We start from the raw sequence: 13,356 nt of genomic DNA on the forward strand, positions 1-13,356 counted from the left end.
GTGGCACGATGGGGGGCATGGCGGCTCCGCAGGTTGCGCCGGTCGAGACGCCGGACACCGATGAGGTGCCGGTCTCCGACCGGCCGTGGGTGACGATTGTCTGGGACGATCCGGTCAACCTCATGACCTACGTCACCTGGGTCTTCCAGAAGCTCTTCGGGTACAGCCGGGAGAAGGCCGAGCAGCTCATGCTGGACGTGCACCACAAGGGCAAGGCGGTGGTCTCCAGCGGGGCCCGCGAGCGGATGGAACACGACGCGTCGCAGTTGCACGCGTACGGGCTCTGGGCGACGGTGGACCGCTCGTGAGCGAGGGAACCGTCAGGCTCGGCGCGGTGATGGTTCACGCCGGCGCCGACCGCAGGGAGGCGTTGGCGTGAGCATGTTCCGCCGATCCGGCGACCGTTACGTGTCCAACTTCGCCGTGGACGAGGTGCGGGTGCTGCGCAAGGTCGCCTCCGAGGTGGTCGGCCTGCTCACCGACGGCTTCGACCACGGCGATCCGGTGGTCGGCCGGCTCTTTCCCGAGGTCTACCCGGAGGACGCGGCGAGCACCGCCGAGTTCCGCCGCTACACGGAGGGGGACCTCAAGACCGCCAAGATCGACCAGGCCGGCGCGATCCTCGCCGTGCTGCCCTCCGGGGAGGTCGGCGGTGAGGTGCGCCTGGACGCCGAGGCGGCCGAGGCGTGGCTGCGCGCGCTCAACGACGCCCGGCTGGCGATGGCGGTCCGGCTGGAGATCAAGGACGGCACCGACGCGGAGGAGGAGCTCGACGAGGCGATGGCGATGGATCCGACCTCGTCAAGGGTTTTCCAACTGTCGGTATACCAGTACCTGGGATATTTGCAGGAATCCCTGCTCAACTCCCTGATCGACTGAGTCGTGACGGTTGCCACCTCGCCGCCCACGACCGGCAGCGCTAGGCTGGTCGGCGTGCTGAGCATCGACCGGTCGATCATCGACGCGATCGTGGCCCACGCGCGTCGGGACCACCCGGACGAGGCGTGCGGCGTGGTCGCCGGTCCCGCCGGCAGCGACACCCCGACCCGGCACATCCCGATGGAGAACTCCGCCCGCTCCATGACGTTCTACGAGTTCGACTCGATGGAGCAGCTGCGGGTGTGGCGGGAGATGGACGATCGCGACGAGGAGCCGGTCGTCATCTACCACTCGCACACCGCGACGGAGGCCTATCCGTCCCGTACGGACATCTCCTTCGCCGGTGAGCCGGGAGCGCACTACCTGCTCGTCTCGACCCGTGAGCCCGACACGGAGGAGATCCGCTCCTTCCGCATCGTCGACGGCGTGGTCACCGAGGAGCCGGTTCGGATCGTGGATGCCGCCGTGGACCCGCACGCCGTCCAGTCCTACATGTTCGGGCAGAGCCCGGCGACGGTCGATTACGAGTGTTCCGGCAGCTGATTTCTCCAGCGCCGGCATCTCTTCTCTCTTCCCGTCACCTGGCACGACCCGAACAAGGAGCACACGATGGCCATCGAGGTCCGTATCCCCACCATCCTGCGTAGCTACACCGGCGGCGCCAAGGCCGTCGAGGGCACCGGCGACACGCTGAGCGACCTGCTCGCCGACCTGGACTCCCGGCACGCCGGCCTGAAGGCCCGGCTGGTCACCGACGCTGGCGTGCTGCACCGCTTCGTCAACGTCTACGTCAACGACGAGGACGTCCGTTTCCTGGGCGCGCTCGACGCCAAGCTCAACGACGGCGACAGCGTCACCATCCTGCCGGCCGTGGCCGGCGGCGCGTTCGGCTTCGCCGCGGCGGCGGCGATCGCCCAGCACGGCGCCGCGATCGCCCGGCACCCCGTCGCGCCGCGCACCCGCTGACGGGCGGCGCGTCATGGCGCGGTACGAAAGCCTGCTCGACGCGTGTGGCGGCACGCCCCTGGTCGGGCTGCCCCGGCTCTCGCCCACCGTGTCAGACGGGGCGCCGCCGGTGCGGCTCTGGGTGAAGCTGGAGGACCGGAACCCTACCGGCAGCATCAAGGACCGGGCGGCCCTGTACATGGTCCGCGCGGCCGAGGCGGCCGGCCGGCTCCGTGCGGGAGACACCATCCTGGAGCCGACCAGCGGCAACACCGGCATCTCGCTGGCCATGGTGGCGAAGCTGCGTGGCTACCGGCTGGTCTGCGTGATGCCGGAGAACGTCTCCACCGAGCGGGTGCAGCTGCTGCGGATGTACGGCGCGGAGATCATCTTCTCGCCGGCCGCCGGCGGCTCGAACCAGGCCGTGGCCACGGCGAAGCAGATCGCTGCCGAGCACCCCGACTGGGTGATGCTCTACCAGTACGGCAACGAGGCGAACGCCCGGGCGCACTACGAGACCACCGGGCCGGAGCTGCTGCACGACCTGCCCACGATCACCCACTTCGTGGCCGGCCTGGGCACCACCGGCACCCTGATGGGCACCGGGCGCTACCTGCGGGAGAAGGTGGACGGCATCCAGATCGTCGCCGCCGAGCCCCGCTACGGCGAACTGGTCTACGGCCTGCGCAACATCGACGAGGGTTACGTGCCCGAGCTCTACGACGCCGGGGTCCTCTCCCGGCGTTTCTCGGTCGGCACCCGGGACGCGGTGCTGCGGACCCGGCAACTCGTCGAGGTGGAGGGGATCTTCGCCGGCTTCTCCACCGGCGCGATCCTGCACGCCGCCCTCGCGGTGGCCCACGAGGCGGTACGGGACGGCCGCGGGGCCGACGTCGCGTTCGTGGTCGCCGACGGCGGCTGGAAATACCTCTCGACCGGGGCGTACGGCGGCACCCTCGCGGACGCCGAGGACGCCCTGGAGGGGCAGCTCTGGGCCTGACGGCTCGCGGGTCGGGTCGGTCGGCGGCACCCCGTCGGCCGGCCCGACTCTTTCGTGCCCGAGCGAGACGTGTACGGGTGTCACGTTGATGACAACTTCCGGTAGATGATTCTTGCCGACCGGGCCCGACGCGTAGGCTGCGCACCGTGGCGCACGCGTCGGTAGAGATCATCGGCGGGGTGACTGCCGGCGTGTCGGCTACGAAGCGTGACAACGGGGCGACCGGATGAGACTGACCGTCCTCGGCTGTGCAGGCAGCTTCCCCGGCCCCGAGTCCCCCTGCTCGGCATACCTCCTCGAGGCGGAGGGCTTCCGGCTCCTGATCGACTTCGGTTCGGGGGCGCTCTCCACCCTCCAGCGCTACGTCGGGCTGCACACCCCCGACGCGATCCTCCTCACCCACCTGCACTGCGACCACATGCTCGACGCCGTGTCGTACGTGGTGGTGCGCCGCTACGCCCCGGACGGCCCGTACCCTCCCCTGCCGATGTACGCGCCCTCCGGCGCGCCGGACCGGCTGGCCGCCGCCTACGGGCAGGAGGACGGCACCGTCGACGACGTCTACCAGTTCTATGGACTGCAGCCGGGCACCTTCCCGATCGGCCCGTTCACCGTCACTGTCGACCGGATGAACCACCCGGTCGAGACGTACGGCGTGCGACTGGAACACGGCGGCCGGGTCTTCTGCTACTCGGCGGACACCGCGCCCTGCGACGCGCTGCTGCGTCTGGCCCAGGCCGCCGACCTGTTCCTCTGCGAGGCCAGCTACCTCGACGGGGTGGAGAACCCGCCGGACCTGCACCTGACCGGCCGGGAGGCCGGCGAGGCGGCGACCAAGGCCGGGGTCGGCCAACTGCTGCTCACCCACCTGGTCCCGGCCTGGGGCAGCGAGGCGCTCACCGTCGAGGCGGCGGCCGCGGCGTACGCCGGACCGCTGGAAGTGGCCCGCGCCGGCGCCTGCTACGACGTCTGACCTGCCGGCAGCGCGTCGCGTTGCCGTAGTGTTCGCCGGCCGGTCAGCGGCCGGTCGCCTGGCGCATTCGTCCGGGCCGCACCCTCGGGCCATGCGGATCGCCATCGTGACCGAGTCGTTTCCGCCGGACGTGAACGGCGTGGCGAACTCCGTCCTCCGGACCGCCGAGCACCTCCTGGCGCGGGGCCATGAGCCGCTGGTCATCGCCCCGGCGCCAGCCGGACGCCGGCGTCGGCCGGCGGAGCAGCACCCTTATCCCGTGGTGCGAATCCCGAGCCTGCCGCTGCCGCGCTACCAGGGCTTCCGGCTCGGGGTGCCGGCCGCCGGGCTGGCCGACGCGCTGCTCGGCCACCAGCCGCACGTCGTCCACCTCGCCAGCCCGTTCATCCTGGGCGCGGCGGGGGCGACCCTGGCCGGCCGGCACGACCTCCCGGTCGTCGCGGTCTACCAGACCGACGTCGCCTCCTACGCCCGCGCGTACCGGGTGGGCTGGGGTGAGGCGGCGGCCTGGCGTCGACTCCGCGAGATCCACAACAGCGCGCACCGCAACCTCGCCCCCTCCACCCGGGCCGCCGCCGACCTGATCGCCAACGGGATCCAGCGGATCTGGCTCTGGCGTCGCGGCGTCGACGCCGAGCTGTTCCACCCGACCCGGCGCTGCGAATCCCTGCATCGGGCCCTGGCACCCGGCGGTGAACTCCTCGTCGGCTACGTGGGCCGGCTCGCCCCGGAGAAGCAGGTCGATCTGCTCGCGGCGACGGCCCAGCTGCCCGGCGTACGGGTCGTGGTGGCCGGTGACGGTCCGGCCCGCCGGCAGCTCGAACGCGCCCTGCCCGAGGTGCGCTTCCTCGGCGTCCAGCGCGGTGCGGCACTGGCCCGGCTCTACGCCAGCCTCGACGTCTTCGTCCACACCGGATCGCACGAGACGTTCGGGCAGACCCTGCAGGAGGCCGCCGCCAGCGGGGTGCCGGTGGTGGCGCCGGCCAGCGGCGGTCCGGTGGACCTGGTCGAGTCGGGCGTGACCGGCCTGCTGGTGCCGCCCGGTGACGGGGACGCGGTCGCCGCCGCGGTCGCGGAACTCGCCGCCGATCCCGCCCGCCGCACCGCGTACGGCCAGGCCGCCCGGGAGGCGGTCAGCCGCCGCAGCTGGAGCGCGGTGGGAGACGAGCTGATCGGGCACTACCACGCGGTCGTCGCCGGTACGCCGGCCGCCGGCCTGGCCGCACACGGATGAGCGGCCGGCCGATGCGCATCGTTCGGGTGGCGAACTTCGTCACCGGCCGATCCGGTGGTCTGCGTACCGCGCTGCGGCACCTCGGCGAGGGCTACCTCGCCGCCGGCCACGAGCCGGTGCTGGTGATCCCCGGCGAGCGGTACGGCGACACCCGCCAGCCGTGGGGCCGGGAGATCACCCTGCCCGGGCCGGAGCTGCCCGGCAGCGGCGGCTACCGGCTGCTGACCGACCGGCGCCGGCTGGCCCGGACGCTCAGCGACCTGGTTCCCGACCGGCTGGAGGTGTCGGACCGGAGCACGCTGCGGTGGACCGGCCGCTGGGCCCGCGACCACGGGGTGCCGTCGGTGATGGTCTCCCACGAGAGCCTGGCCGGGCTGCTCGGGCAGTGGCGGGTGCCGGCCGGCGCGGCCCGCCGGATCGCCGACCGGCTCAACCGGGAGACCCTGCACCGGTACGACCGGGTGGTCTGCACCACCCGATGGGCGGCCGAGGAGTTCGAGCGGCTCGACGACACGCCCGTCGAGCTGGTGCCGCTCGGCGTCGACCTGACCACGTTCCACCCCGGGCGCGCCGACCCGGCGCTGCGCGAGCGGTACGCCGACCACACCGAGGTGCTGTTGGTCCACTGCGCCCGGCTGTCGGTGGAGAAACGCCCCGAGCTGGCGATCGGCGCCCTCGCCCGGCTGCGCGGTGCCGGCGTACCCGCGGTGCTGGTGATGGCCGGCGACGGGCCGCAGCGGGCCACCCTGGCCCGGCGCGCGGCGGGCCTGCCGGTGCACTTCACCGGCTTCCTGCCCGACCGGACGCGCCTCGCCGCGCTGCTGGCCAGCGCGGACGTGGTGTTGGCGCCCGGCCCGGTGGAGACGTTCGGCCTGGCCGGGCTGGAGGCGCTCGCCTGCGGCACCCCAGTGGTGGCCAACGCGGCCAGCGCCCTGCCCGAGGTGATCGGGTCGGGCGGGCTCGCCGCCTACGGCACCCCGTCGGCGATCGCCGAGGCCGTCACCCGGCTGCTGGACCGCCCGGAGGCGGACCGGCGCGAGGCGGCCCGGCGCCGGGCCGAGGAGTTCAGCTGGCCCGCGGCGACCGCCGGTTTCCTCCGCGCGCACGGCGTCGAGCCCGGACAGCCGTCCGGCGCCACCGCACCGGAGACGCCCGCCACGCCCTGATCCGCGCCACGCCCTGATCCGCGCCACGCCCTGATCCGCGCCACGCCCTGATCCGCGCCACGCCCTGATCCGCGCCACGCCGGCCCGCGCCCGCCGGCCCGCGCCCGCCGGCCCGCGCCCGCCGGCCCGTCGTCCGCCGGCAGCCCGGTCGCCGGCCGGGCTGGTGCTCGGCGCCGACGCCCGGGCCCACCCCGCAACGGTCACCGCCAGCCACCGCATAGGGTGCATGCATGGCGCGACCTGACGGGCGGCAGCCCGACCAACTCCGACCGGTGACCCTGACCCGGGGCTGGAGCACCCACCCGGAGGGCTCGGTCCTCGTCGAGTTCGGGGCGACCCGGGTGTTGTGCACGGCCAGCGTGACCGAGGGGGTGCCCCGCTGGCGCAAGGGTTCCGGGCTGGGCTGGGTCACCGCCGAGTACGCGATGCTGCCCCGGGCCACGAACACCCGCTCGGATCGGGAGAGCGTCAAGGGAAAGGTCGGTGGGCGTACCCACGAGATCTCCCGGCTGATCGGCCGCAGCCTGCGTGCCTGCGTGGACCTGAAGGCCCTCGGCGAGAACTCCGTCGTGCTCGACTGCGACGTGCTCCAGGCCGACGGCGGCACCCGGACCGCCGCGATCACCGGCGCGTACGTGGCGCTGCACGACGCGGTGACCTGGCTGGCCGAGCGCAAGGCCCTGACCGGCAAGGTGGAGAAGGTGATGCACCGTTCGGTTGCCGCGGTCAGCGTCGGCATCGTCGAGGGCGAGCCGAGGCTGGACCTCTGCTACGCCGAGGACGTGACCGCCGAGGTCGACATGAACGTGGTCTGCACCGGCACCGGCGACTTCGTCGAGGTGCAGGGGACGGGCGAGGCCGGCGTCTTCGCCCGGGAACAACTCGACGCCCTGCTGGACCTCGGCGTCATGGGCTGTCTGGAACTGGCCGACGCGCAGCGGAAGGCGCTCGATTCATGAACAAGGTGCTCCTCGCCACCCGGAACCGCAAGAAGCTCGTCGAGCTGCAGCGGATCCTCGACGGCGCGCTCGGCGCGCACCGGATCGCCCTGCTCGGCCTCGATGACGTCGAGGCGTACCCGGAGCTGCCGGAGACCGGCCTGACCTTCGGCGAGAACGCGTTGATCAAGGCCCGGGAGGGATGCCGGCGTACCGGCCTGCCGACCATCGCCGACGACTCCGGGCTGGCCGTGGACGCGCTCAACGGCATGCCGGGCGTGTTCAGCGCCCGCTGGTCCGGCCGGCACGGCGACGACCAGGCCAACCTGCAGCTGGTCCTGGACCAGATCGCCGATCTGCCCGACGAGCACCGCGCCGCGTCGTTCGTCTGCGCCGTGGCGCTGGTGCTGCCCGGCGGCAAGGAGCACCTGGTCGACGGCCGCCAGGCCGGCCGGCTGCTGCGGGCGCCGCGCGGCGACGGCGGCTTCGGGTACGACCCGATCTTCCTCGGCGAGGGGCAGGAGCGGACCAACGCGGAGCTGACGCCGGCGGAGAAGGACGCGGTCAGCCACCGGGGCAAGGCGCTGCGCGAGCTGGCCAAGCTGGCCGCCAAGGTGCTCCCGCAGACGGTCTGACCGGGCTTCCGCCGTCATGCAGGGCGTGTTCAACGGCTTCGCGGTCATCAGATTCCTTCCGTGGATACCCCGGCCTTCAGGCCGGGGAGGAAACGGAACGCCTGTCGGGGCAGGGCAGGGATAGCTGATTCGCCGCCCCAGGCGGATCGGCGTGCGTCCACATGCAACCGCAGGGTTCCCGAACAGGTGTGCTAACGTGTGGGCCGTGGCCAGGGCGGTGAAGCGGGCGTTCAGGTACCGCTTCTACCCGACCGATACGCAGGCCGCTGAGCTTGCTCGGACGTTCGGGTGTGTGCGGAAGGTGTACAACCTGGCGTTGGCCGCACGCGCCGAGGCGTGGACGCTGCGGCAGGAGAGGGTCACCTACCACGCCACGTCGGCGATGCTGACCGGTTGGAAGAAGACCGAGGACCTGGCGTTCCTCGGCGAGGTGTCCTCGGTGCCGTTGCAGCAGACGCTGCGGCACCTGCAGACCGCGTTCACGAACTTCTTCGCCAAGCGTGCCCGCTATCCGACGTTCAAAAGCAAGAAGAAGTCGCGGCGTTCGGCGGAGTACACCCGCAGTGCGTTCCGATGGCGCGACGGCACGCTGACCCTGGCGAAGATGGACACGCCGCTGGCGATCGTGTGGTCCCGGCCGCTGCCCGAGGGCGCGACCCCGTCGACGGTGACCGTCTCCCAGGATCCGGCCGGGCGTTGGTTCGTGTCCCTGCTCTGCGACGACCTGATCCCCGACGCCCCCGCCACCACCGCGGCGGTCGGGATCGACGCCGGGCTGGACAGTCTGCTCACCCTCTCCACCGGGGAGAAGATCACCAACCCGAGGTATGAGCGGGCCGACCGGGCCCGACTGGCCCGCGCCCAACAGCACCTCGCCCGCAAACAGAAGGGCTCGGCGAACCGGGCCAAAGCCCGCCTGAAGGTGGCCCGGGTCCACGCCCGGATTGTCGACCGGCGGCGGGACCATCTGCACAAGGTGACCACTCGACTCGTTCGTGACACCCAAACGATCGTGATCGAGGACCTGACCGTACGGAACATGATCAAGAATCACCGCCTGGCCCGGGCGATCTCGGATGCGGGGTGGCGGCAGTTCCGCACCATGTTGGAGTACAAGGCCGACTGGTACGGCCGTGACCTGATCACGGTCGACCGCTGGTACCCGTCCTCCAAACTCTGCTCGACCTGCGGCACCCTCGCTGAGCAGATGCCGCTCGCCGTGCGGTCGTGGACATGCCGCTGCGGCGCCGTCCACGACCGGGACGTCAACGCGGCACGTAACCTTCTGGCCGCCGGGCTGGCGGTGACTGCCTGCGGAGCTGGTGTAAGACCTCAACGGGAAACCTCCCGAACGGGGCGACCGGCGGTGAAACAGGAAACCTCGTGGGCGACCACGGGACTCCCCTTCCTTAGGAAGGGGAGGATGTCAAGGTCCTGGAGAACACGACCGGGGTCGGGGCGACGTTCGCTGGTCGCCGTCGTCACCCAGCCGCTCACCAACCCGGTCACCGTCGGCTGCGCGCTCGGCCTCACCGTCGGGCTCGCCGGCTGGGCGCCACCCGCGCCGTTGATGCGACCCGTGGAGCTGGTCGCCGCGATGGCGGTGCCGACCGCACTGCTCGCGTACGGTCTCTCGCTGCACGGCTCCGCGGTGCCCGGCTCGGGCGACACCGGGCCGGAGGTGCGGCTCGCGGTCGCGCTGAAGGCGCTGGCCCAGCCGGCGGTCGCGTACCTGGTCGCCCGGTTCGGGCTGGGCATGTCGCACGTGCTCGTGCTGGCCTGCACGGTCACCGCCGCGCTGCCGACCGCGCAGAACGTCTTCATCTACGCCGCCCACTACGGCCGGGGCATGGTCCTGGCGCGCGACTCGGTGCTGCTGTCGACCGTGGCGGCGCTACCCGTGCTGATCGGCGTCTCGCTACTGGCTACCTGACCACGCTCCGCCCGCCGAGGCGTCCGGCGCGCCGGCCAAGGTCGTGCTCGATCCAGGAAGTAGTGGCCTCGCGCCACCGGTGAGGCCACTACTTCCACGATTGAGCGCGATCTTGCGCGGGGTCCGGCACGGCGGGGCCGGCGCTACTTCCGCGATTGAGCGCGATCTTGCCCGGGCCCGGGCGCGGTGGGGCCGGCGCGCGCTCAGCCGGCTGGCGTGGCCGGTAGGCACGGCCGGTCGGGTCAACGGGCGAGGAAGTGCCAGCCCAGCCAGAGCCAGACGCCGAGCACCACGGCCCGGCCGGCGGCCGTGCGCAGCGCGGCGGTCAGCGCCTCGGCCAGCGGGGCACGGGCCGGTCCGGCACTTCGCCGGCCGGCCACGTCCACGGCCAGCATCACCAGCAGGATGGCGGCGAAGCCGGCGGCGATCAGCGCCCGGGCGGTCACCGGGTCACCAGCCAGGCACCGGTGCCGAGCCAGAGCAGATAGCCGGCCACCCGGCCGGGGTAGGTGTCGAGCAGCGGGTCGGTGAGGATGCTGAACGTCGGGTGCGCCTCGTCGTTGCCGGCCAGGAACGCGCCCAGCTCCCACAGGCAGAACAGCACCCCGAGGCCGAGCCAGGCGACGGCGGCGCGCCGCCCGACCTGCCGCAGCTGACCGGGGGCGCGCCGCAGGCCCACGGCGAGGAGCACCCCGCCGGGCAGCAGCACGGCGGCGGCCGCCGTGCCGGTGAGCGGCCGGGCGAACGCCGCGACCAGGGCGTATCCGATGACGGCCGGCCAGAGCAGCCGGCGCCACCAGGGCGGCGACGCCAGCGTGGCGACGGACGTCGGTTCCACCCTTCCAGTCTGGACCGGCTCGGGCGGAATCCGCTCAGCCGAGTGGCCCGACCTCCCGTTCGATCGCGGCGCGCAGCTCGGGGCCGCGTACCACGTCCCGGGCGGCCTCCATGAGCGGGGCGAGGAACACGTCCGGCCCGGGCTCGCCCACCACGTCGGCGAGGGCGGCCAGCGCGGCCCGCCCGGCCGGCGACGGGGCCAGCGGCGCCCGGAGCTGAAGTCCGCGTACGGCGGCCAGCAGCTCCACCGCGAGCAGGCTGGCCAGGTTGTCCAGCACGGTACGCAGCTTCTTGGCCGCCGCCCAGCCCATCGAGACGTGGTCCTCCTGCATGCCGCTGGTGGGCAGCGAGTCCACCGACGCGGGCGCGGCGAGCCGCCGGTTCTCCGCGACGATCCCGGCCGCCGTGTACTGGGCGATCATCAGCCCGGAGTTGACCCCGGCGTCGGGGGAGAGGAAAGCGGGCAGGTCCCGGGAGCGGGTGACGTCGAGCAGCCGGTCCACCCGGCGCTCGGCGATCGCGCCCACCTCGGCAGCGGCGATGGCCAGGTAGTCGGCGGCGAAGCCGAGCGGCGCGCCGTGGAAGTTGCCGGTCGACTCGACCCGCCCGTCCGGCAGCACCACCGGGTTGTCGACCACGGACCGCAGCTCCCGCCCGGCCACGGTCGCCACGAAGTCGAGGGTGTCCCGGGCCGCGCCGGCCACCTGCGGGGCGCACCGCATCGAGTACGCGTCCTGCACCGCGTGCGCCAGGTCGTGGCGGTGCGAGTCCATCACCACCGAGTCCTGCAACAGCCGGTGGATGTTGGCCGCCGAGGCCGCCTGGCCGGGGTGCGGCCGGATGGCGTGCAGCTCGGGCAGGAACGGCCGTTCCGAGCCGAGCATCGCCTCGATCGCCAGCGCGGCGGTCACGTCGGCCATGGCGAACAGGTGCCCGGCATCGTGGATGGCCAGCAGCAGCATGCCGAGCATGCCGTCGGTGCCGTTGATCAGCGCCAGCCCCTCCTTGGCGGCCAGCTCGATAGGCGCCAGTCCGACCCGGCGCAGCGCCTCGCCGCCGGGAATCCGCTCCCCGGCCGGGCCGAGCACCCAGCCCTCGCCGAGCAGCACCAGCGCGCAGTGCGCCAGCGGGGCCAGGTCGCCGGAGGCGCCGAGCGAGCCGTGCTCCGGCACCCACGGGGTGACCTCGTGGTTGAGCAGGTCCACCAGGGCCTCGGCGACCAGCGGCCGGACCCCGGAGCGGCCCAGGGCGAGCGAGCGTACCCGCAGCAGCATCATCGCGCGGACCACCTCGCGGGGCATCGGCGCGCCGACGCCGGCAGCGTGCGAGCGGATCAGCGCGTGCTGCAGCTCGGCCCGCCGTTCGGGCGCCACGAAGGTGTTCGCGAGGGCCCCGAATCCGGTGGAGACGCCGTAGACGGGCCGGCCGGCCGCCTCGATGCCGTCCACGATGGACCGGCTGGCCGTCATCGCCGACACGGCGGCCGGGTCGAGGACGACCTTGGCGGTGCCGCGGGCGACGGCGAGCACGTCGGCGGGGGAGATCCCGGTGGGCTGGATGGTCACGATCGACATTGGGGCACTCCGTTGTGCAGAACCTGGCGGATCAAGGGCACACCGGGCCGGTAGGCCAGGTGCAGGTGGGACGGGGCGTCGAGGATCATGAGGTCGGCCCGGCTGCCGCGCTCCAACCGGCCGACGTCGTGGCGGCGCAGCGCCGCCGCCCCGCCGGCGGTCGCGGCCCAGACCGCCTCCGCCGGGGTCATCCGCATCTCGCGTACGGCGAGCGCGATGCAGAACGGCATCGACGAGGTGTACGACGACCCGGGGTTGCAGTCGGTGGCCAGCGCCACGGTGACGTCCGCGTCGAGCAGCCGTCGGGCGTCCGGGTACGGCGACCGGGTGGAGAACTCCGCCCCCGGCAGCAGGGTGGCGACGGTGGCGGTGTGCCTGCCCTCGGCGCACATGCAGCCGACCCGCTGCGAGGCGAGCGCGTCGATGTCGGCGTCGGACAGGTGGGTGCAGTGGTCGACGCTGGCCGCGCCCAGCTCCACCCCGAGTCGCACGCCCGGCCCGGGGCCGAGCTGGTTGGCGTGCACTCGTACACCCAGCCCGACGGCCTGCCCGCAGGCGAGGATCGCCCGGGCGTGGTCCACGTCGAAGGCGCCCCGCTCGCAGAACACGTCGATCCACCGGGCGTACGGTGCGGCGGCGGCCAGCATCGGCCCGCACACCATGCCGACGTAGTCGTCGGGGCGGTCGGCGTACTCGGCGGGCACGACGTGCGCCCCGAGGAACGTGGTGTCCTCGGTGAACTCGGCGGCGACGCGCAGCGAGCGGGCCTCGTCGGCGACGGTGAGGCCGTACCCGCTCTTGATCTCGATGGTGGTGGTGCCCTGCCGCATCGCCTCGGCGCGCAGCCGTCGGACGGTGGCCCGCAGTTCGTCGTCGGAGGCGGCGCGGGTGGCGCCGACGGTGGTGCGGATGCCGCCCCCGGTGTACGGCTCGCCGGCCATCCGGGCGGCGAACTCGGCGGCCCGGTCCCCGGCGAAGACCAGGTGGGCGTGGCTGTCCACGAAGCCGGGCAGCACCGCCGCCCCCTCGGCGTCGATCCGCCGGTCGGCGGCCGGGGCGTCGCGGGCCGGCCCGATCCAGGCCACCACGCCGTCCTCGACCAGCAGCGCCGCGTTCCGCCGGATGCCCAGCGGCCCGCCCTCGCCCGCCCCGAAGGAGTTGGTGACCAGCTCGCCGATGTTGGTCACCAGCAGGCTGCTCGAGTTCCGCACCGCCGGCCGCGCCGGGTCGCCCGGCCGCACC

The 13,356-nt window shown here is 73.3% G+C and carries 15 protein-coding genes; 11 read left to right on the forward strand and 4 right to left on the reverse strand.

Annotation, left to right across the window (positions count from 1 at the left end; genetic code table 11):
* The first annotated feature begins 17 nt into the window (after positions 1 to 17).
* The 11 genes from clpS to ACIRG9_RS02440 all read left to right on the forward strand — a co-directional run bounded on the left by clpS (position 18) and on the right by ACIRG9_RS02440 (position 9,703).
* Positions 18 to 308, forward strand: coding sequence for an ATP-dependent Clp protease adapter ClpS (gene clpS, locus ACIRG9_RS02390; RefSeq protein ID WP_091201734.1), 291 nt, complete (start codon positions 18 to 20; stop codon positions 306 to 308).
* A gap of 73 nt (positions 309 to 381) precedes the next feature.
* Positions 382 to 879, forward strand: coding sequence for a DUF2017 domain-containing protein (locus ACIRG9_RS02395; RefSeq protein ID WP_402850215.1), 498 nt, complete (start codon positions 382 to 384; stop codon positions 877 to 879).
* Positions 880 to 933: 54 nt separating this feature from the next.
* Positions 934 to 1,422: a Mov34/MPN/PAD-1 family protein gene (locus ACIRG9_RS02400; protein WP_091115208.1), complete on the forward strand. Its 489-nt coding sequence runs from the start codon at positions 934 to 936 to the stop codon at positions 1,420 to 1,422.
* Between the two features lie 66 nt (positions 1,423 to 1,488).
* Positions 1,489 to 1,845, forward strand: a complete 357-nt coding sequence (locus ACIRG9_RS02405) for a MoaD/ThiS family protein (RefSeq protein ID WP_402848964.1) — start codon at positions 1,489 to 1,491, stop codon at positions 1,843 to 1,845.
* A gap of 13 nt (positions 1,846 to 1,858) precedes the next feature.
* Positions 1,859 to 2,824 (forward strand): PLP-dependent cysteine synthase family protein, encoded by a 966-nt coding sequence (locus tag ACIRG9_RS02410; RefSeq protein ID WP_402848967.1) that lies wholly within the window; start codon positions 1,859 to 1,861, stop codon positions 2,822 to 2,824.
* A gap of 226 nt (positions 2,825 to 3,050) precedes the next feature.
* Complete coding sequence (locus ACIRG9_RS02415) at positions 3,051 to 3,797, forward strand: MBL fold metallo-hydrolase (RefSeq protein WP_402848970.1); 747 nt, start codon at positions 3,051 to 3,053, stop codon at positions 3,795 to 3,797.
* A gap of 91 nt (positions 3,798 to 3,888) precedes the next feature.
* Complete coding sequence (locus tag ACIRG9_RS02420; RefSeq protein ID WP_402848973.1) at positions 3,889 to 5,031, forward strand: glycosyltransferase family 4 protein; 1,143 nt, start codon at positions 3,889 to 3,891, stop codon at positions 5,029 to 5,031.
* Positions 5,032 to 5,042: 11 nt separating this feature from the next.
* On the forward strand, positions 5,043 to 6,197 hold the full coding sequence (locus ACIRG9_RS02425; protein ID WP_402848976.1) for a glycosyltransferase: 1,155 nt from the start codon (positions 5,043 to 5,045) through the stop codon (positions 6,195 to 6,197).
* A 230-nt stretch (positions 6,198 to 6,427) separates the two neighbouring features.
* Positions 6,428 to 7,156 carry a ribonuclease PH gene (gene rph, locus ACIRG9_RS02430; protein ID WP_402848979.1) on the forward strand — a complete coding sequence of 243 codons (729 nt, stop codon included), beginning with the start codon at positions 6,428 to 6,430 and terminating at the stop codon, positions 7,154 to 7,156.
* The gene (rdgB, locus tag ACIRG9_RS02435) at positions 7,153 to 7,770 is read left to right on the forward strand and encodes an RdgB/HAM1 family non-canonical purine NTP pyrophosphatase (RefSeq protein ID WP_402848982.1); all 618 of its coding nucleotides are present in this window, start codon (positions 7,153 to 7,155) and stop codon (positions 7,768 to 7,770) included. Before rph ends, rdgB begins: the two co-directional genes overlap by 4 nt.
* A gap of 205 nt (positions 7,771 to 7,975) precedes the next feature.
* A complete protein-coding gene (locus ACIRG9_RS02440) occupies positions 7,976 to 9,703 on the forward strand; it encodes an RNA-guided endonuclease TnpB family protein (protein ID WP_402848984.1) in 1,728 nt (575 codons plus the stop codon).
* A 242-nt stretch (positions 9,704 to 9,945) separates the two neighbouring features.
* Here ACIRG9_RS02440 and ACIRG9_RS02445 read toward each other — a convergent pair whose 3' ends face one another.
* Genes ACIRG9_RS02445 through hutI form a run of 4 tightly spaced genes read right to left on the reverse strand, consistent with a single transcriptional unit; the run spans position 9,946 to position 13,325 of the window.
* Positions 9,946 to 10,149, reverse strand: a complete 204-nt coding sequence (locus ACIRG9_RS02445) for a DUF6186 family protein (protein WP_402848987.1) — start codon at positions 10,147 to 10,149, stop codon at positions 9,946 to 9,948.
* Positions 10,146 to 10,541: a hypothetical protein gene (locus tag ACIRG9_RS02450; RefSeq protein ID WP_402848990.1), complete on the reverse strand. Its 396-nt coding sequence runs from the start codon at positions 10,539 to 10,541 to the stop codon at positions 10,146 to 10,148. The genes ACIRG9_RS02445 and ACIRG9_RS02450 overlap by 4 nt, the downstream gene beginning before the upstream one ends.
* A gap of 34 nt (positions 10,542 to 10,575) precedes the next feature.
* On the reverse strand, positions 10,576 to 12,114 hold the full coding sequence (gene hutH / locus ACIRG9_RS02455; RefSeq protein WP_402848992.1) for a histidine ammonia-lyase: 1,539 nt from the start codon (positions 12,112 to 12,114) through the stop codon (positions 10,576 to 10,578).
* Positions 12,102 to 13,325 carry an imidazolonepropionase gene (hutI, locus tag ACIRG9_RS02460; protein WP_402850217.1) on the reverse strand — a complete coding sequence of 408 codons (1,224 nt, stop codon included), beginning with the start codon at positions 13,323 to 13,325 and terminating at the stop codon, positions 12,102 to 12,104. Before hutI ends, hutH begins: the two co-directional genes overlap by 13 nt.
* Positions 13,326 to 13,356: the final 31 nt, after the last annotated feature.

It is taken from the genome of Micromonospora sp. NPDC093277 (assembly GCF_044765245.1).
Lineage (GTDB): Bacteria > Actinomycetota > Actinomycetes > Mycobacteriales > Micromonosporaceae > Micromonospora.